15 protein-coding genes are annotated in these 19,143 nt (G+C 43.9%); 7 read left to right on the top strand and 8 right to left on the bottom strand.

What is annotated here, in order from left to right; all coding sequences use genetic code 11:
- Positions 1 to 50: 50 nt before the first annotated feature.
- From AC0YN7_RS14690 to AC0YN7_RS14680, 3 genes are all read left to right on the top strand, one after another.
- Entirely contained in the window at positions 51 to 2,312 is a 2,262-nt protein-coding gene (locus tag AC0YN7_RS14690; protein ID WP_475810764.1) for an O-antigen ligase family protein, read from the top strand.
- A 178-nt stretch (positions 2,313 to 2,490) separates the two neighbouring features.
- Positions 2,491 to 3,501 carry a M23 family metallopeptidase gene (locus AC0YN7_RS14685; RefSeq protein WP_475810763.1) on the top strand — a complete coding sequence of 337 codons (1,011 nt, stop codon included), beginning with the start codon at positions 2,491 to 2,493 and terminating at the stop codon, positions 3,499 to 3,501.
- 29 nt (positions 3,502 to 3,530) lie between these two features.
- Positions 3,531 to 3,974, top strand: coding sequence for a bactofilin family protein (locus AC0YN7_RS14680; RefSeq protein WP_475810762.1), 444 nt, complete (start codon positions 3,531 to 3,533; stop codon positions 3,972 to 3,974).
- Between the two features lie 100 nt (positions 3,975 to 4,074).
- On the opposite strand, the gene AC0YN7_RS14675 is transcribed toward AC0YN7_RS14680, so the two are convergent.
- The 5 genes from AC0YN7_RS14675 to AC0YN7_RS14655 all read right to left on the bottom strand — a co-directional run bounded on the left by AC0YN7_RS14675 (position 4,075) and on the right by AC0YN7_RS14655 (position 8,251).
- Complete coding sequence (locus AC0YN7_RS14675) at positions 4,075 to 4,869, bottom strand: ABC transporter permease (protein ID WP_475810761.1); 795 nt, start codon at positions 4,867 to 4,869, stop codon at positions 4,075 to 4,077.
- Complete coding sequence (locus AC0YN7_RS14670; protein ID WP_475810760.1) at positions 4,862 to 5,782, bottom strand: ABC transporter ATP-binding protein; 921 nt, start codon at positions 5,780 to 5,782, stop codon at positions 4,862 to 4,864. The genes AC0YN7_RS14675 and AC0YN7_RS14670 overlap by 8 nt, the downstream gene beginning before the upstream one ends.
- Before the next feature lie 142 nt (positions 5,783 to 5,924).
- Positions 5,925 to 6,218, bottom strand: coding sequence for a hypothetical protein (locus AC0YN7_RS14665; protein WP_475810759.1), 294 nt, complete (start codon positions 6,216 to 6,218; stop codon positions 5,925 to 5,927).
- 153 nt (positions 6,219 to 6,371) lie between these two features.
- Positions 6,372 to 7,754, bottom strand: a complete 1,383-nt coding sequence (locus AC0YN7_RS14660; RefSeq protein WP_475810758.1) for a sugar phosphate nucleotidyltransferase — start codon at positions 7,752 to 7,754, stop codon at positions 6,372 to 6,374.
- A gap of 50 nt (positions 7,755 to 7,804) precedes the next feature.
- On the bottom strand, positions 7,805 to 8,251 hold the full coding sequence (locus AC0YN7_RS14655) for a PilZ domain-containing protein (protein WP_475810757.1): 447 nt from the start codon (positions 8,249 to 8,251) through the stop codon (positions 7,805 to 7,807).
- A gap of 133 nt (positions 8,252 to 8,384) precedes the next feature.
- Here AC0YN7_RS14655 and AC0YN7_RS14650 point away from each other — a divergent pair, with 133 nt between their 5' ends.
- Entirely contained in the window at positions 8,385 to 8,750 is a 366-nt protein-coding gene (locus tag AC0YN7_RS14650; protein WP_475810756.1) for a helix-turn-helix domain-containing protein, read from the top strand.
- Here AC0YN7_RS14650 and AC0YN7_RS14645 read toward each other — a convergent pair.
- Positions 8,747 to 8,878: a hypothetical protein gene (locus AC0YN7_RS14645; protein WP_475810755.1), complete on the bottom strand. Its 132-nt coding sequence runs from the start codon at positions 8,876 to 8,878 to the stop codon at positions 8,747 to 8,749. The two genes, AC0YN7_RS14650 and AC0YN7_RS14645, sit on opposite strands and share 4 nt — an antisense overlap.
- A 267-nt stretch (positions 8,879 to 9,145) precedes the next feature.
- Positions 9,146 to 13,750: a glutamate synthase large subunit gene (gene gltB, locus AC0YN7_RS14640; protein ID WP_475810754.1), complete on the bottom strand. Its 4,605-nt coding sequence runs from the start codon at positions 13,748 to 13,750 to the stop codon at positions 9,146 to 9,148.
- Between the two features lie 438 nt (positions 13,751 to 14,188).
- On the opposite strand from gltB, the gene AC0YN7_RS14635 reads away from it, so the two are divergent.
- Positions 14,189 to 15,562 carry an SGNH/GDSL hydrolase family protein gene (locus AC0YN7_RS14635; protein ID WP_475810753.1) on the top strand — a complete coding sequence of 458 codons (1,374 nt, stop codon included), beginning with the start codon at positions 14,189 to 14,191 and terminating at the stop codon, positions 15,560 to 15,562.
- A 43-nt stretch (positions 15,563 to 15,605) separates the two neighbouring features.
- On the opposite strand, the gene kapB is transcribed toward AC0YN7_RS14635, so the two are convergent.
- Entirely contained in the window at positions 15,606 to 16,001 is a 396-nt protein-coding gene (gene kapB, locus AC0YN7_RS14630) for a kinase-associated lipoprotein KapB (protein ID WP_475810752.1), read from the bottom strand.
- A gap of 203 nt (positions 16,002 to 16,204) precedes the next feature.
- On the opposite strand from kapB, the gene AC0YN7_RS14625 reads away from it, so the two are divergent.
- Positions 16,205 to 17,320 carry an MGDG synthase family glycosyltransferase gene (locus tag AC0YN7_RS14625; RefSeq protein WP_475810751.1) on the top strand — a complete coding sequence of 372 codons (1,116 nt, stop codon included), beginning with the start codon at positions 16,205 to 16,207 and terminating at the stop codon, positions 17,318 to 17,320.
- A 91-nt stretch (positions 17,321 to 17,411) separates the two neighbouring features.
- Positions 17,412 to 18,827, top strand: coding sequence for an NAD-dependent malic enzyme (locus AC0YN7_RS14620; protein WP_475810750.1), 1,416 nt, complete (start codon positions 17,412 to 17,414; stop codon positions 18,825 to 18,827).
- Positions 18,828 to 19,143 lie beyond the last annotated feature (316 nt).

Raw genomic sequence — 19,143 nt, 5'->3', positions numbered from 1 at the left:
TGTTAAAATATTGAAAGTAGTGAATCATCTTATGTTAGGAGTAAATACGAATGAGCGCAAGAAAGAAAGCAAGAGGCAGCACTACATCTTTAAGCTCCGATTTTCCTTTGCTAAGGTGGATCGGGACGATCGGCATCGCCCTATTTCTAGTTATATTTCCATATGAGAAAGCCCTGTTCAATGGATATGAGATGAGTTTTGATTCAAACATCTATAACGCTATTATTTTCGGATGCGTTCTATTATTGGTCTTAGCAGCCTATCAATTCCGCAGCTGGCAACTGAATAGCTATCGCGGTATTTTGTCGATTGCCGTCATGGTGCTTCCTGTCGTTTATTGGTTGTCTTCCTTTCAAGCGGTTTCGAGCTATTACGCGAAGTTTATGACACTAGTATTCTTTCTGATGGCATTCTTATTTATTAGCGGATTTTATTTTGCTGAGAATAAGAATTCTCGCAAAACGATCGAATACGCATTGATGGGCTCAGCATATCTCATTGTAATCTTTGGGTTATTGAATCTGTTCGGTCAAACTTATGCCCGCGATGCTCTATGGCTGGCACATGATGGATATCGATTAACATCTGTTTTCCAGTACTCGAATACATATGCAGGCTTTCTTGTAGCTATATTTTTTGCCACACTCTATTATGCTGTTCATTGTATCCGTCCTTCGGCTCGGCTTATCCATGCAGCTATGCTAGTACCTATCTGGATCTCTTTTATGTTCACCTATTCGCGCGGCGCAATTGTTATTGTTCCGGTAATGGTGCTTATTATTATGCCATTTATGAAGTTGAACAAACAAATCACTTACCTTTTGTATATGGGCTTGTCGATTATAATATCGATGGCCGTTCTTGGTAAGCTGACTACAAATGCGGACGCGATTGCTAAGATTGTTCAGCCAACTGAGGAGAAGGCTCCAAGTCCTATCTCTTTGTTCAGCTCCCTCCCCCTTCAAAGCTGGGGCCTGCTCATATTAGCAGCCATTGTAATGATAGCACTTGTTATGCTCTATCATGCAAAAGCCAGTTCTTGGCTGGAGCTCAAGTTAACGAAGCTTGCTTCGTATAAATGGTCATTTGCAGCTATGCCGGTTGTTATCTTGCTTCTTTCTGCAATTGCTTTCGTCAGCCTTATTAGCAGCAGCGCCATTCGAGGCATACTACCAGACCAATTAGCATCACGCTTTGAAAATATTAACCTGCAACAGCACAGTGTGCTTGAACGGTTCACCTTTTACAAGGATGGTCTAAGTGTAGCCAAGGATTATCCATTACTAGGCGGCGGAGGCGGCGCTTGGCAGGCTATGTATGAAGAATATCAGAACAATCCTTATTGGAGCAGGCAAGCACATAGCTTCTTCGTGCAGGTGCTTGTCGAGACCGGCTGGATCGGACTAATTGCGTTAATAGGCTTTCTTGGCTTCATCTATCTGTTATATATAAGATCTTATATTCGTTTCCCAGAGCTGAGAGGCAGCCATTTCATCTTCTTCATCCTATCGTTAACGCTTCTCGTACATAGCGCGATAGATTTCGATATGAGCTTTGTGTATATTAGCGCAATTGTCTTTCTCTCTCTTGGATGCATGCTCGCTCCTTATAGCGGTAAGCTTCTCATTGAGCGTCTAAGCCATGCAAGTACCAAATCTTGGAGTAAAGTTGCTTATCCATCAACAATGGCTCTACTGGCCGTTGTACTGCTGTTTACGGTCATCCGTGAGAATAACGCTATCAAAAAATACAACGAGGTTTATACACTAGCTGTTCAGCAGCAGACACCTTTAAATCAGATGATGCCGATGCTGAATGCAGCAATTAAAGCATCACCGAAACAGACTGCATTCTCGGTAACAAAAGCAGATTGGCTTGAGCAGGTATATGCACAAACAAAAGATGAAGCCACACTCTCAGAAGCGCTAAGTACAATTGATAAAGCAAAAAAATATGATCCATATAATCGTTCCTTAATTATGGCCCATTTCAGACTTCTTAAAGATAGCGGCCAGCTCGAACAATCTCTACAGGCTCTAGAGGAAGGAATCGTCAAATTCCCTTGGGACATTACCATGTATGAGGCAGCATTTACATCCTATTCAGCTGCAAGCAAGGAAGCTCTAGCGAAAAAGGATGAATCATCAGCTAAGAAATACGAGGAGCGCATTGTTTCACTCACTAATGAAGTTAATCGCCGAATAGATCAGCTCAGCCTACTGCCGACTGAACAGCAGCAAGGTCGTTCCTTTGGCTTCACACCAGGAATGGAGCAAGTGATCACCGAGCTTACATTAGCAAAAGTAGACTAACTAAAAGCTTGCTATGGGGCAGCAAATAGGACTGGCCAGCTCACACTAATAGTGTGAACTGGCCAGTCCTTCTTCTTTTTTTGATAAGTTTTATGGCATGTTTTATAGCTTTCAAGAATAAATAGCATAAGAACGTTCTGAAAGGCTATGTCTGATCGAAATAGGAAGGAGTACCCTATTGAAACGAGCGCGGAAGCCAAAATGGTCATTTGTGGTGATGCGCGGCGCTGACAAATCCGTCAAACAGTTTCACGTATCGAAGCGATCGGTATTAGCTGCGCCAACGGCAGCCGTTCTCGCGGTTTCGGGCTGTATTGCGGGACTACAAATGAAATCAGCTTATGAGCTGAATCATCTGGAGGAACAATTGTCGAAGCAGACTGTCTTCTTCACGCAAACGGTATCCGGAAAGGATGAAGCGATCGTCTCTTTGCAGCAGGAAATACTCCAATTGTCGCGTCAAGCGCAGGAAATGAAAACGAAGGTCGGCGAGCTGCAAGAGCTGGAATTGAAGCTGAAGCAGTTTATCGAGAAGTACGGAAGCTCAATTAATCCGTCAAACAGTAATTTTTCACCGGCTGAAACAAATGAGATACCAATCAAGGCTCGATCTGCGACAGCAAACACCTCTTCCTCATACACTCCAGTTATGCAGGATGCAAAAAAAATCGCTTCTCTAGCACAGCACACCGGACTCGATCTGCGAGCGCTTGGCGTTATGGTTGATACGTTGGAAGAATCGATGGAGTTAACACTTAATCTAGCACAGGCACGAAAAGCATCCGTGGATGGCTATCCTTCTGGCTGGCCGACACGTTCCAAACAATTGACATCTGGATTTGGATACCGTAAGGACCCGTTCACCGGACGGGCTACTTTTCATGCAGGTTTGGATATAGTGGGCAAGCTTGGGGATCCAGTTTACAGCGCGGCGGAAGGTACAATAGCTGAAACCGGCTACGATAGCTCACTCGGCAGATATATCGTTATCGATCATTTAGGCGGTCTGCAGAGCAAATACATGCATCTTAAACGAATTGAAGCCAAAGAGGGGGACATTGTCGCACGCGGCGAAAAAATCGGTTTATTAGGCTCTAGCGGAAGAAGCACTGGCCCGCATTTACATTTTCAAATTATGCAAAAAAATGAGCCAGTCAATCCACTGAAATTTCTCGCTAACGAAAGCTAGATTACAAACCTTTGAGGAGGATTAAGCTCATGTTCAAGGATAAACGGCTTGCGGCAACGGATACGTTAATTGGGCAAGGTACGCTAACTGAGGGCAAAATGATATGCGAGGCAAATCTTCGTATCGAAGGCGAGTACCGTGGAGACATTGAATGTAAGGGCGATGTAATAATCGGCGAGTGCGGCATTGCTCGTTCTAATATTATAGCACGCGATATTACGATCGCAGGCAAGGTTTTCGGCGATATTGAGACGAAGGGGCGCCTCATCATTACATCCTCCGGACATATAACCGGCAACCTGTCTGCCAATACGCTTATCGTTCAAGATGGCGGCATGATTAACGGCGGCTGTGAAATGGAGCGGCTATCCGATTCGAAAAACCGTGCATTAGCAGAATCAGAGGCTCCGCATATTCACAGCAAGGAAACAAATGCTAAGGGGCAAAAAGAAAAGTCTCGTCAGGCGGGATAAACACGTATAAAAAAAGCCGCTCCATCACCGCCTCTCATCAACGAGAGCAGCAAAGGGAGCGGCTTTTAATTCACGTTCATAGTAATAACCAAGTGATTAACTAAGCCGTTACATCACGTTTATTAAAGACATACCAAGTCAGTGCGATGAATATAACGTAGTAAGCCGCAAGAATACCTAGTGAGAAACCTAGACTGGATCCGTCTTCCAACGAAGCGTTTCCGATATATTTGGTTAAATCCAAATGCATAAACAATAAATAGTCGATCCATTTGTAATCCAGCATATTTAGAAGCGGTACAAAGCTGCCAACACCAAGCAGCAAGAATAAGGATAACCCAATAGCCAGTCCACTGCTGCGGAAAACAGTTGATAGCATGAACGCAAGTGTAACTGTAACAACTAATGAGACCAAATTCATCGCATAATACTGAAGCATATACAAAAATGGTGATGTTCCTTCTGGAGCAATCGTGGTAGCTTGATCTGTCACCACTGGATTAATCCCGAAGCAAATCCAACTGACGAGAAGCGTGCTCGTGAACAGAAGTACAGCGAGCATAATAGCAAATATCATATTCGAAATATATTTGGATAACAATATTTTTGACCGTGACCAAGGGCGAATCAGTAATAGCTTAATTGTGCCTGTCGAGAATTCATCTGCTACTCCGCCAGCTGCAATGACGACTGTGAAGATCGTTACCAGCATGAACAGTATCATCGACTCCATCGACATCACTTCCCACATCGATGAATCTCGGCCACCAACTACAAGCCATAATGTAGCAATAATTATAACGATCAGAACCATAATTCCAGACATTATCCACGTACGGGGACGCCGGTAAATTTTCATATTTTCATTCTTGACAAGCTGTATAAAATCACCCAATTCGTTCCCCTCCAGTCACTTCCAAAAATTGATCTTCTAAAGATTTAACATGTGCGCGAATGCCATAAACTTTAATATCTGCGGATACAAGGGTAGCGTTTATAGCTGCAATACGCTCTTTATCTGATTCCACTGCAATCCCAAACTCCCCATCAAGCTCAGCATGCTGACCTTTAGCGAATAGAGCATCTATTGCTCCTTGCGGACGGTCAACCTCGAACAGAACCCGAACGAGCTCTGACGGAGCGTTTGCTCCTCGCAAATTACGCACATCAATAAGCTTGCCGTTCTGAATGATTGCAACTCGGTCACACATCAATTCCATTTCCGATAGCAAATGGCTTGATACGAATACAGCAAGACCTTCTTCTCTCGATAACTGCCGTAAATAATCACGGAGCTCGCGTATACCTCCAGGATCTAGACCATTCGTAGGCTCATCTAAAATAAGCAGTCTTGGCTTATGAAGAATCGCCTGTGCGACACCAAGGCGCTGACGCATTCCTAAGGAATAGGTCTTTACCTTATCATGTATCCGATCTTCAAGTCCGACTAGCTTAACAACATCTTTAATGCGGTGTTCGGATATACCTGGGATCATACGCGCATAATGGATCAAATTTTGATAACCAGTCAAATATTTATACATTTCCGGATTTTCTACAATCGCTCCAACATGACGAATCGCCTTCTCATATTGCTTCGTTATACTATATCCGCCTATCGTGATCTCTCCATCTGTAAGAGCCATTAATCCAACCATCATACGGATCGTAGTCGTTTTACCTGAACCATTCGGGCCGAGAAAGCCAAATACCTCGCCAAGCGGCAGATCAAGCGTTAATCGGTCGATTATCGTTCGTTTACCAATACGTTTTGTTACATTTTTCAGTCTGACAATCGGTTCTTCCATATTGTATTACTCCCCTTTCACCATTTCCACAGTATACCTTTACTCATACCTATTTCCTATTCTATAACAACGATAAATTCAAACCTTATCTATTATAAACGATTCAGGAAACAATTAGAAGTTTTCAAAAAAAAACAGCTAACTACAACAGAATTGTAGTTAACCGGTTTTCATTATCATCAGTTCGATAGGGCTGCCCTAGAAGCTCGGCAACTTTCGCATCTGCGCGGAGGAACATTTTATAGTCATAGTTACTGGTCTGTACTGGTGATCCAAGCGCTGCATCCAACTTATCTTGCTCAATACTGCACGTCAAGCAATAGCCCATAGGATGTACTACTCGGAAAAAACCTGTTCTGAACAAGATATCCGCCTTTGGATTGGAAACCATCTCTCCACAACTAACACAGTAAAAACGATCCTCTAAACGCAACATTCCATTGATCGCTCCCTCTCGCTATGTATTAACCTACCGCCATTATGTCACAAAATGTATCTTCCATATATTTACTCTATTGTAATCCAGCTGCACTGTCAACCTCTTTTCCCTTTTTTCATGTATTATTCTATAAACCACTGCCTCTACCAGCTATGTTAGGTACAATTGACTTGTAATCTCATCCCATGTAATACCCAGACGAATAATATCCTCTTCCTTTATCTGGATTCCGCTTTGTACCTCAATCAATTCTAAATCGGTAACCGCTTTCAAGCTATGTCTTGCTCGTTCAGGTATTTGCACCACATCGCCACAGGCAACTTGACGAAACTGATCATTTAATAGAAGAACTCCCTCTCCTGAAACAATTGTCCACACTTCACTTCGCTTAAAATGGAAATGATAGCTAATGTTCTGACCGGCGGCGATAAACACTCGCTTAGTAATAACTTGAATTCCCGAAGCTAGTGTTATGGTATCAATTATTTTCGAGTGCCCCCATCGTTTCTCCTCATATTTGGGCTTGTTGTTCATCGCTTGAAGCTTATCATTAATTAAATCGCCTGCATCCTTGCTAGCAACGAGTATCCCGTCTGGACTGGCAGCTACTATAACATTTGTTAGACCAACAATGGTTATAGGAATATCTAATTCATTAATAATTTGAACTTGCTTGCATTCATCCGATACTTCGTCGAGTCCCAATCGTTGAAACGCTATTTCCTCTGATAAGGTTAACCATGAACCCATGTCCTTCCACAAGCCGTCGTATTCAACAACAGATTTGGACACGCTGCTTTGCATCACTTCAGCCTCAAAGGATACCTTTGGAAGCTTGAAATATTGCTTATATAACTCATCATAATGTATGGGGAATCCACGCTCCATTAACATTGCAATCATAAAATCGAGCTGAAACGCATATATCCCGCTATTCCATAATGCGCCATCCTTCATTAACGCCATAGCTTCCAATTTGTAAGGCTTTTCTTTCATTCCTTTTACCCTGCGTACTAATAATCCATCGTTAACTTTATGGTTCTCTTTCTCAGGAATTAAGTAATTATATTGTTCCGTCGCCGATGCTGCTCTCATACCTATCAGCATGATTTGCGAACCACTCTCACGCAAGAGCTTCGGCAAGCTCTTTATGTAATCATAAAAATCACTTTCAACATAGGCGTCAACAGGTAAAATTACGACCGTTTCACTTAGCGAAGCACCTGCAATCGAATACAAATAGGCTGCTGCAAGCGCCGCCGCAGGAAATGTATCGCGTTGCTCTGGTTCAATGATGAGTGGAGCCTTCAAACCTATTTGTCTTTGTACCAGCTCGACCTGCTGATGACATGTGGAGAACCTAGTATGCTCTTGCAATTCTGCCCCTTCAAGCTGCCTCCACATTCGCTGTGCCATCGACTCCAGATTGCCGTTAGGACCCTCTAATACTGTTAAATATTGCTTCGCTCGGGAACTATTTGATAAAGGCCATAATCTCTTTCCAGATCCGCCTGATAACAAAATAATTTTCATATCAGTGACCCCCAATTCATTTCACTATGCAGGCAGTCGACCAGATAGGTCTATCCTTCGTATTCGTGTAGTTTCCTATTCTTCTGAATCAGACTGCGATACATACGATGGATCTTAAACTGCTCAGGCTGTTGCTTAAGGAGCTCCTGATTCATAATACGGAGCAATAGTCTGCGAATCATATTGGAGCAATGTAAAAAAACTCCATGCGCATATTGATTATCCTGAGGAGAACACCATACTATACTGCCATGCACCGTAAGTGGGATATTAGAAATATACATACGAATTTCTACCAAATAATTACGTTGAATAGGCAACTGCAAGCTAGATAAGAAGCATAATCCACTCTGACTCATATTAAGAAGAAGCACTGTGCTTGTTGCAGGCGTTAGAAGCTCACCATGCTTATTCATCAATCTTAGCTCTGCTTTTACACCTTCCGTAAATCTTAGCCTTAGGTGAGCGCGTGCCGCACCATTTAAATAGTTCGCCATGCATCAGACCTCCATCACACTGATAACGAAAAATTCCATTTATCAACTATCTTTTTTACTATAAAAAGTATGCATTTTTCATGTTTACGTATTAATATAGGTATAGCGGTATGTCTAAAGTAGGAGGAATGCTATGAGCATCGGTAAACGAATAGCTAATTTGAGGAAGGAACGGAGATGGACGCAGATGCAATCCTCTTCCATACTTGGTATTTCTCGTGCGGCTTTATCGCATTATGAGAAAAATCGTAGAGAGCCTGATGCAGAAACGCTCAAGAAGTTCGCGGATCTGTACAAAGTCTCCATCGATTATTTAGTCGGCCGTACTTCATTACCTCAACATACAATTTCAAACGATGTCAGAAGCTTTGTTGATCATCTAGAATTGTCAGACGAAGAGATAATTATTAAATATAATTTGACCATAGATGGAAGAATGCTTACCTCTGATGAAATGAAAATGTTTATCGCGTTTGTTAGAGCTGAGCGCAAGGTTTAGTCGCTATGAATGGGGCAATTGTCAGGAATAATACCTAATTGTTCCATAATGTCATTAATATCGAGAACAATAACGTTAACTGCTGGACCAGCCTCTTCATTCGTTAAGTCTATTTCCTCTCTTAACATCCGACCGACTCCTACTAAATTAATGCTACGGCTTAGATTATTATTCCTATTATAACCGAGCCTTTAGATGGAATTTGTCGCTTAGTGGACGCGGCTTTCTTCTGTTTTGGTAGTAAAATGTCGAAAAACTAAAATTAAACTCGCAATATAGCATTTATGCTTGTTTTGAAAGAAAAATGGGACTGTCTCCAAAAGTAGTCATGCTACTTTGGTGACAGTCCCTTTATTTCACTCATTATACGACGATGAATATTTATCAGAAATTTGTTATTTGCCGCCCGCTCGAGCAAGCTCTCTCTTATTCGCTTCGAAAGCTGCAAGCAAAGCTTCATTGCCCTGTAGTCCAGAGTCCTCAACTTTACGAATCTGTTCCAACATCCGCTTGTAATCCTTAGGAATAACCTTCACAAACCTCGGAAGAGATTCTTCCCAATCACTTAGTACTTGTGAGCCGATAGCACTGTCTGTGTAAGTGACATGACGCTCGATTAGGCCCCGAACTTCGGCAATATCCTCTGAATCCTCAAGACGCTCCAGCAATACCATCTCTAAATTACAATGGTTCAAGAAATCGCCCTTCGCATCATAGATATACGCTACACCGCCCGACATTCCTGCAGCGAAGTTACGACCAGTCTCGCCTAGAACAACTACGCGTCCACCTGTCATATATTCGCAGCCATGATCGCCTACGCCTTCAACAACAACATTTGCTCCACTGTTTCTAACCGCAAAGCGCTCGCCAGCCATACCGCGAATATACGCTTGGCCGCTAGTTGCTCCATAAAGCGCAGTATTGCCGATAATGACGTTATCCTCCGCAACAAATGTCGCTTTAGGCGAAGGTGCAACCATAATTTTACCACCGGACAAACCTTTACCGAAGTAGTCATTGGAATCACCTTCAATAGAAAGTGTTATACCATTCGGCAAGAATGCTCCAAAGCTTTGTCCAGCTGTTCCGATGAAGTGGAACGAGATCGTATCCTCCGGCAATCCTGCCGCTCCATAACGACGAGTCACTTCGCTGCCTAAAATAGTACCTACAACACGATTGGTGTTGAGGATAGGGAATGTACCCTTTACCTTTTCTCCGCTCTCAAGCGCCGACTGTGCAAGCGGTAGAAGCTGTTGCATATCTATTGATAGCTCAAGGCCATGATTTTGCTCCTGGGTACAATAGCGTGCTGCCGATTGCGGCATTTCCGCTTCATATAGCAATCCAGAAAGATCAAGACCCTTCGCCTTGTAATGCTCAATTAGATGTTTTGTTTCAAGAATGTCTACGCGTCCGACCATTTCCTGAATCGTCCGGAAACCAAGCTCAGCCATAATCTCACGGAGCTCTTCCGCAATAAAGCGCAAGTAGTTCACCACATGACTCGGATCACCCATAAACTTCTTGCGAAGCTCTGGGTTTTGTGTCGCCACACCTACAGGACAAGTATCAAGCTGGCATACACGCATCATGATACAACCGAGAACGATGAGCGGAGCAGTTGCGAAGCCATATTCTTCAGCTCCGAGCAACACGGCAATCGCCACGTCGCGACCCGTCATCATTTTACCGTCTGTCTCTAGCGTTACGCGATCACGCAAATTATTAAGCATAAGTGTTTGATGCGTTTCTGCAAGTCCGAGCTCCCACGGAAGACCCGCATGCCTGATCGAACCCATTGGCGATGCGCCTGTTCCGCCGTCATAGCCGCTTACCATAATAACATCGGCACGGCCTTTAGCAACGCCTGTTGCGATTGTTCCTACACCGACACCGGATACGAGCTTCACATTTATGCGAGCGCGTGGATTAGCGTTTTTCAAATCATGAACGAGCTCTGCCAAATCCTCAATCGAATAAATATCATGATGAGGAGGAGGTGAGATAAGTCCTACGCCTGGCGTAGAGCCGCGTACTTCAGCAACCCATGGATATACTTTAAGTCCAGGCAGCTGTCCGCCTTCACCAGGCTTCGCGCCTTGCGCCATCTTGATTTGAATTTCGTCCGCGTTAACCAGGTAATTACTCGTTACGCCAAAACGTCCGGAAGCAACTTGTTTAACCGCGCTTCTTCTGGAATCACCGTTCGCGTCGGGAATGAACCGAGCTGGATCTTCCCCGCCTTCGCCTGTATTGGATTTGCCGCCGAGGCGGTTCATCGCAATAGCAAGACTCTCATGCGCTTCTTTACTTATCGAGCCGAAAGACATCGCGCCCGTCTTGAATCTCGTTACGATTGATTCTAATGACTCAACTTCCTCAATCGGAATTGATTCACGTCCTGCTTTGAATTGAAGCAAGGACCGAAGCGTTAAATGCTTCTTATCTTCACCTTGAATAAGGGATGAAAATTTCTTGTACAGCTTATAATCATTCGCGCGGGAAGCCATCTGCAGCGTGTGGATCGTTTGCGGACTAAATAGATGATCCTCACCGTCCTTACGCCATTGGTACTCACCGCCGGAATCAAGCTCCTTCTCTCCACCCTCTTGGTCAGAGAAAGCCCGATTATGATGCTTTAACGTCTCTTCAGCTATGACATCGAGACCGATGCCGCCAATACGAGACGGCGTCCAAGTGAAGTATTCATTAATCACATCTTCTTTCAAGCCGAGTGCTTCAAAAATTTGTGCGCCGCGGTAAGATTGAATAGTCGAAATGCCCATTTTGGACAATATTTTAACAACGCCCTTAGTGGCCGCTTTAATATAGTTTTTAACAGCTTTCTCATGCGATATGCCGCGGAGCATACCTTGGCGTATCATATCATCCAATGACTCGAATGCAAGGTAAGGGTTAACTGCGCTTACGCCATAACCGAGCAGCAATGCGTAGTGATGCACTTCGCGCGGTTCACCTGACTCAAGCAGTAAAGCAACCTTAGTACGCGTACCTTGACGAATTAAATGATGATGCAGCGCCGATACAGCAAGCAATGCAGGTATAGCCGCATTCTCTTTATCTACGCCGCGATCGGACAAAATAAGTAGATTATGCCCTTTCGAAATTACTCGGTCAGCCGCCTCACACATTAGCTTCAGTGCATCCCGTAGTCCTGCTTCTCCTTCGCTTGCAGTGAAGAAGATTGGAAGTGTAATTGCTCTAAAGCCTGGACGGCGAACATGACGAAGCTTAGCGAATTGTTCATTCGATAAAATTGGCGTATCCAATTTAATATGACGGCAGCTCTCAGGCTCTGGATTGAGCAGATTGCGCTCAGGTCCAATCGTTGTTCCAGTCGCTGTTATAATCTCTTCACGAATCGCATCAATCGGCGGGTTCGTTACTTGAGCAAATAGTTGTTTAAAATAGTTGTATAAGCGCTGCGGACGCTCGGATAACACCGCAAGCGGCGCATCATAGCCCATCGAAGCAATTGGCTCTGCTCCGCTGCCAGCCATCGGCTCCAGCACTTTACGAACATCCTCGAACGTATAGCCAAACGCCTGCTGTCTCAATTGAACCGTATCATGATTCGGCTCAGGAAGCTCAGGAGCTTCCGGCAAATCTTCTAAATCAACTAAATGCTCATCAAGCCACTCGCGATAAGGGTGTTCCGCCGCGATTTCAGCTTTAACTTCCTCATCGGAGATAATTCGGCCTTGCTTCGTATCTACAAGCAGCATTCGACCTGGACGCAAACGATCTTTGTATAAAATATTTTCCGCTGGAATATCAACCGTGCCGGCTTCTGATCCAAGTATAATATGATCGTCCTTCGTTACATAATAACGAGCTGGACGCAGACCGTTCCGGTCAAGCACGGCGCCGATTTGCACGCCATCCGTAAAGCCGAGCGCTGCCGGTCCGTCCCACGGCTCCATCAATGTGCTGTGATATTCGTAGAAAGCTTTTCGCTCATCGCTCATGCTCTCATGATTTGACCACGGCTCCGGAACCATCATCATCGCAGCATGCGCCATCGAACGGCCCGACAAGAATAGAAACTCGAGCGTATTATCAAACATTGCCGTATCGGATCCATCAGGGTTAATGATTGGCTTGATTTTCTCCATATCGTCACCAAACAACTCTGTAGCAAACAACGTCTGACGAGCATGCATCCAGTTCACATTGCCGCGAAGCGTGTTGATCTCGCCGTTATGAATCATGTAGTGGAACGGATGCGCCCGCTCCCAGCTTGGAAATGTATTCGTGCTAAAACGGGAATGAACAAGCGCCATTGCGGAAACGACGGTCTCATCATTAAGCTCAGTATAGAATGAACGTACCTGCTCCGTTGTAAGCATTCCTTTATATACGATCTTTCTAGAAGACAAACTTGAGAAGTAGAACATGCTGCCGCCATCTTTGCCGGCATATCGAATAGCAAGCTCAGCGCGCTTGCGGATTACGTATAATTTGCGTTCAAAAGCCATATTATCCTTCAAGCTTTCGTTCTTGCCAATAAACAACTGGCGAACATAAGGCTTAACTGCAAGTGCAGCTTCACCTAGCTTCTCGTCTACTGTAGGAACGGTACGCCATCCAATGAGCGATTGGTTTTCTTCCGCAACAATGGACTCTACTTCGCGCTCAATTGCGCTGCGAGCCGCTTCGTCCTGCGGCATGAATATCATTCCGACTGCATACTGTCCTTCCTCAGGTAGCTCAAGCTCTTGCTTTTTCAATTCAGCTGCAAAAAAAGAATGCGGAATTTGAAGCATGATTCCCGCTCCGTCTCCCGTGTTCGGGTCGCTGCCTTGACCACCGCGATGCTCCATATTCTCAAGCAGCGTGAGCGCTTGACGAATGACCTTATGTGATTTTACTCCCTTGATGTTGGCCACAAAGCCCATGCCGCAAGCATCTTTCTCAAATTGCGGATCATAAAGGCCTTGCTTTGGAGGCAATCCCAAATTATTCTTTTTCATTTTGTGCAACCTTTCTATCGGAAGATTTTGAAGTAAGTTTACATGAGTAAAAAAATATGCTGGAATGAAAGCTGTTAATCCTCTTCATTTTTGGCTTTTTTTATAATAGAATTGTAGTTGAACAGACACATCGGCCTGCTGCTTACTATTCCTTGCTTAATTTGGGCTTTTAGTCGCACTAATAAGTGCTTCCGTATCATACTGACCGTATACCAGTCTGTGTACCGCTATCTTGCGTTTATTATAGTATTTTAACACCAGCCCAAAAAGGAATCAATTTATTATTGTTATAAATGTTTGTACTAATTGCATACTATTGCAGCATCGTACAACGTGCTTTGGCAGCACAATTTACGGTGCCTTTTGGTGTGGTTTATGAGGTCGCCATCAGGTTTTTGCATTTATTTTCTTATAATTAGACTAAAGGAAGTGATCGTATTGTTAAAGAAAGCAGAAAGAAAAACATCATTTAAAACGACTATTATTGCCCTAACCGCTGTGTCGATGATAGCACTGACACCTCTGAATTTCCCGGTACATATGAATAAAAATGGTTCAGCAATCGCTTCTGCCGCAGCAGTATCCGACACTAAGGCAGTAACTAGTGACCAATACAACATCGTTGCATTGGGAGATTCGCTTACAGCGGGCTATGAGCCTGGCTTTACTGAAGAGTCCGTTAATAAAGTATATGGGTATGTCGAGCATGTTTACGAACAGGCACTCTTTCATGGACTTCGCGCAAGCTATACGAATTATGGAGTTATAGGTCTACAAACAACGGGATTAAAACGGTGGATGGAAGCAGCCGCACAAAACATCAGTATCGAGGCTTCAGCAATTCAGCAAAACCTTCCTGATCCGCGAGCAGAGAAAATGTTCGCTGACACGAAAAACCTGAATTCGGCTTTGAAATCAGCTGATTTGATCGTATTGACGATCGGCGGCAATGATGTGAATGCGGTGATGTCTAAGCTCACTGCTGATAAACTGTCAACTGCATCAAACGAGGCAGCTGCCTTACTTAAGAGCGCGTTGGACAATTATGAAGAAGAGCTGGAAGCAATGCTGCGCATAACGGCTAAGCTTCAGCCTAATGCACAGTTTGTCATTGCGAATCAATATTCGCCTATTCCTGCTCCTATTAAGATTGGAGATTCGGTCAAAGAGTTTTTCAAAGAAGCTGACCGTTTATTTTTAGTGGATGGTTTGAAACAGCTTGGTGAACGCCTCGACCAGGTAGCTCAGCGTTTAAATAAAGACGGTATCAAAGTAATGACTGTTGATGTGGCCAAAGATTTCGTTGGCAATGAAATTCCTTATACCTATATAAGTAATAAGGAGGATCTCGACATTCATCCGAATAAAGAAGGCTATACCGTTATGGGCAAAGCCTTCTCCAATGCTATTTGGGGCGATTATCGCACAGTAAAGCCTAAAGAGGCAGGCACAAACATTTCCGTTGTTGTTAAAGGTAAAGAGCTGCTGACAGTTAACAAGCCGCTGCTTCTAGAAAACCGCACATTTGTAGCGCTTCGCGACATTATCGAAGCAACGGGGGCAGAGCTCAATTGGATCGCAGCTACGAAAACGGCATCGATCGTCCTAAAGGATCGTACTGTAGATATTACAATCGGATCGGATACGATCAAAATAAATGGAAAAGCGGTTAAGCTGAATGCACCGCCAGCCTTCATTTATAAAATTGGAGGCACAGGCAAGACATACGTTCCGCTTGCCGCTTTGTCAGAGGGTCTCAATTTCCAGGTTGAGTACCGGGAAAAAATTAAAACTGCTTTTATTAATGAGTAAATACAATTTCTTATGAAATAATTCTTATGAAATAGAACTACAGTTACTTATACTCTTTCTGCAATTGCTGCAGCTGCTCGAGCCCTTTAGCAGACCAGCGCTGTAAGCGGTCAAGAGCCGCAATTTCCGATGCTACAGCTAATTTAAGCGATTCACTATAATCGGGAACATTTCCCGCATATGACTTAATATCGCGAAGCAGAACAGTTGTCTTCTCGGTATAGCTTAGTGCCCGCCGCTCGTGAAACATTGGAACATCCGGATCATAGGGGTTATGCAAGTCTCCCTGTTCAGGATGCTTCAATACAGCAAGCACCTTCACGAGTGCGCGAGGCCTATTTATTTCGATTAGTTCTCCAATATACTTTCCGGAACGAACTTCCGCTTGAACGATATCACCTATTTTTATATTCTGATCATTTTGGTTCATTTGTTCCATTTCAAATTCATCCTCACGAATTATATTTTTGTCATTTGTAAAATATATGTAAAATTAGTTGAATCAAGGTTTATTTCCCTTGACAACACATACATCTATAACCAAGGATAAATTATCCACTATAATATAAGCAACCCTTTCTATTCATGCTTGTGTTACAAGTACATGCATCGTAATATGGTATTAGAAAAGTAGGTGAATGAATGCGTAAGAAAAGAGTGCTTCTGCTCTCTGAAGGCTTCGGCTCCGGACATACTCAGGCTGCTTATGCATTAGCTGTCGGACTTAAGCAACTATGCCCGGGTATTCAGACCCGTGTCATTGAGCTTGGTAAGTTTCTCAACCCGGTTATTGGTCCATGGATCGTGTCCGCTTACCGGAAAACCGTTAGCAAACAACCTAAGATGGTCGGTCTCATGTACCGAAGCAATTATAAAAAATCGCTTAACCGATTTACAAAGCTTGCTCTTCATCGAATGTTTTATACCCAAACGTCACAAGTCATATCCCAGCTGAAGCCGGATTTAATTGTATGCACACATCCTATTCCTAATGCCGTTGTTGCGCGGCTCAAACGTCTGGGACTAGACATGCCATTATATACACTTATTACGGATTATGATGCACATGGCTCTTGGGTAAACCAGGAAGTAAATAAATATCTCGTGTCATCTGCTCTTGTAAGCAACAGACTCATGGATAAGGGAGTGGCGCTGGATCGGATCGAGATAACAGGCATACCTGTACATCCGAATTTCTGGCATACATACGACAAAGAAGAAATAAGACAGCAATTTGAATTAAAGCCAATGCCGACTGTCCTTATTATGGGCGGTGGTTGGGGAATCATGTATGAAGATAACGCTCTTGAATATATGACCAAATGGAGAGAGAGCACACAGCTGATCTATTGCGTCGGATCGAACGAGAAGATGAAGGAAAAAATGCTTGAAGATCCGCTTTTCCAGCATCCCAATATTCGAATACTCGGCTTCACCCGTGAAATTAATAAACTCATGGACGCCTCTGACCTGCTCGTTACTAAACCAGGCGGAATGACCTGCACGGAAGGAATGAGCAAAGGAATTCCCATGTTGTTTTATGAGCCAATTCCTGGGCAAGAAGAAGAGAACTGTGAATATTTCATTAACAATGGCTTTGGTGAAATGCTTGATTCGAACGAAACAGTAGATCGTTGGTTCTCGCTCATTCATGAGCCGTATGCCTCTGGTCAATTCCGAGAAAGCTTATTAACAAAGCGCAACCAACAATACGACCCCATGAGTTGTCCTAACGCCGTCCTGAGATTAATGCAGTGACGGTGTTTTTTTCATAGAAAGACAAGCATAAAATGCGAATACTTTTCCACATAGTATATAGAGTATAAAAGTGAAAAAGGAGCTGTTTCGAATGAATCCAAAGTTAGCTGATGGTAAGACGATTATTATAAGGCTCGAGATTGATACGAATATTGCTCAATTCAGCAGCGCTGCTAAAGCCATCGAACAAGCAAAGGGCGATATTATTGCGATCGATGTCATACATACCGATAAAAACAAAAATACGCGGGATTTAACAGTAAAAATTTCGGAGCAAGGGGTAGCTGAACGCTTGACGAAGGCGCTTGACTCTTTACGCGGAATTAAGCTGATTCACATCTCTGATCGCACGTTTCTGCTCCATCTTGGCGGCAAAATCACGATTCAGCCTAAGACACCGATTCAAAACCGTGACGATTTGTCGCGCGTATATACACCAGAGGTCGCAAGGGTTTGCCAAGCTATTTTCGAGGAGCCCTCCAAAGCGTACACCTTAACCGTAAAGAGAAATATGGTGGCAGTCGTTTCCGATGGCAGCGCTGTGTTAGGCATGGGTAACATTGGTCCCTATGCCGCGATGCCTGTTATGGAAGGAAAAGCGATGCTGTTCAAACAGTTTGCTGATGTGGATGCCTTCCCAATCTGTCTCGATACACAGGATACCGACCAAATTATAGCATCAATCAAAAATATAGCCCCTGCCTTCGGCGGAATCAATCTAGAGGATATTTCTGCTCCTCGCTGCTTTGAAATAGAGCAACGTCTCCGAGAGGAGCTCGATATACCCGTTTTTCATGACGACCAGCATGGAACAGCTGTCGTATTATATGCCGGTCTTCTCAATGCGTTAAAACTAACAGGGCGCAGATTAAATCAAGCTAAAATCGTTATTTGCGGCATCGGAGCCGCAGGTACCGCATGCACAAAAATGCTGCTCGCAGGCGGAGCCCGCTCCATTATTGGCGTCGATCGCGACGGTATATTAACGGCAGATCGTACCTACAGCAATCCGATGTGGCAATGGTATGCGGAGCATACTAACCCGCAGAGAAGCAGCGGCGGCCTTGCGGACGCGCTGCAGGGCGCAGATGTATTTATAGGTGTGTCAGCAGGTGGCATTTTGACCCGCGCTCATATCGAATCTATGGCATCGGAACCCATTGTCTTCGCAATGGCTAACCCTGAACCAGAGATCCGGCCAGAGCTTGTTGAGGATATTGTAGCTGTATTTGCGACAGGACGGTCTGACTATCCGAATCAAATCAATAACGTCCTTTGCTTTCCAGGCATTTTCCGTGGAGCGCTCGACAGCCGAGCTACAACGATCAATGAGGAAATGAAGCTTGCGGCGGCAGAAGCTATCGCCTCAGTCATAAGTGACGATGAGTTGAATTGTATGTATATCGTGCCCAGCGTCTTCAACGCACGGGTTGTTGAAGAGGTTCGGCGGCGTGTCATCCAAGCCGCAGTGTCAAGCGGTGTATCTCGCCGTCAAATACGAGAATAAAGATACTATAGCTATTTTAGCCCCGTTTATGCGAAAGCGCGTCGGTACTGAACTTACTTCGTCTGGTACCGACTTCTACCCTCTTCATTACAAAAAACCTCCACCTCAATGCTTGTGCTGCACTAAACATAAAGATTTTTTTTGCTTTTATTTAACTTTTTTCAAAACATATGACACTTGTCATTCCTTTTCAACGTATTAGTTATGATATAATGAACTATCTTACTTTTATTAGCGCTTTTTTAGCGAAAAATTACATAGATAAGCATATAAAGGGTATGTTCCCGCTTTTGCAGTAGTTGTTGAGCAGGCTTTA

Source organism: Paenibacillus sp. J31R122, assembly GCF_056269185.1.
Note: the sequence above shows the minus strand (reverse complement) of the source record. Positions and strands in the feature narration are given on the sequence as shown.

Bases quoted from the DNA above. Each gene is read 5' to 3' on its own strand.
- AC0YN7_RS14690 (WP_475810764.1), top strand. From the start codon at position 51: ATGAGCGCAAGAAAGAAAGCAAGAGGCAGCACTACATCTTTAAGCTCC.
- AC0YN7_RS14680 (WP_475810762.1), top strand. From the start codon at position 3,531: ATGTTCAAGGATAAACGGCTTGCGGCAACGGATACGTTAATTGGGCAA.
- AC0YN7_RS14670 (WP_475810760.1), bottom strand. From the start codon at position 5,782: ATGGAAGAACCGATTGTCAGACTGAAAAATGTAACAAAACGTATTGGT.
- AC0YN7_RS14665 (WP_475810759.1), bottom strand. From the start codon at position 6,218: ATGTTGCGTTTAGAGGATCGTTTTTACTGTGTTAGTTGTGGAGAGATG.
- AC0YN7_RS14660 (WP_475810758.1), bottom strand. From the start codon at position 7,754: ATGAAAATTATTTTGTTATCAGGCGGATCTGGAAAGAGATTATGGCCT.
- AC0YN7_RS14655 (WP_475810757.1), bottom strand. From the start codon at position 8,251: ATGGCGAACTATTTAAATGGTGCGGCACGCGCTCACCTAAGGCTAAGA.
- AC0YN7_RS14650 (WP_475810756.1), top strand. From the start codon at position 8,385: ATGAGCATCGGTAAACGAATAGCTAATTTGAGGAAGGAACGGAGATGG.
- AC0YN7_RS14645 (WP_475810755.1), bottom strand. From the start codon at position 8,878: ATGTTAAGAGAGGAAATAGACTTAACGAATGAAGAGGCTGGTCCAGCA.
- gltB (WP_475810754.1), bottom strand. From the start codon at position 13,750: ATGAAAAAGAATAATTTGGGATTGCCTCCAAAGCAAGGCCTTTATGAT.
- kapB (WP_475810752.1), bottom strand. From the start codon at position 16,001: ATGGAACAAATGAACCAAAATGATCAGAATATAAAAATAGGTGATATC.
- AC0YN7_RS14625 (WP_475810751.1), top strand. From the start codon at position 16,205: ATGCGTAAGAAAAGAGTGCTTCTGCTCTCTGAAGGCTTCGGCTCCGGA.
- AC0YN7_RS14620 (WP_475810750.1), top strand. From the start codon at position 17,412: ATGAATCCAAAGTTAGCTGATGGTAAGACGATTATTATAAGGCTCGAG.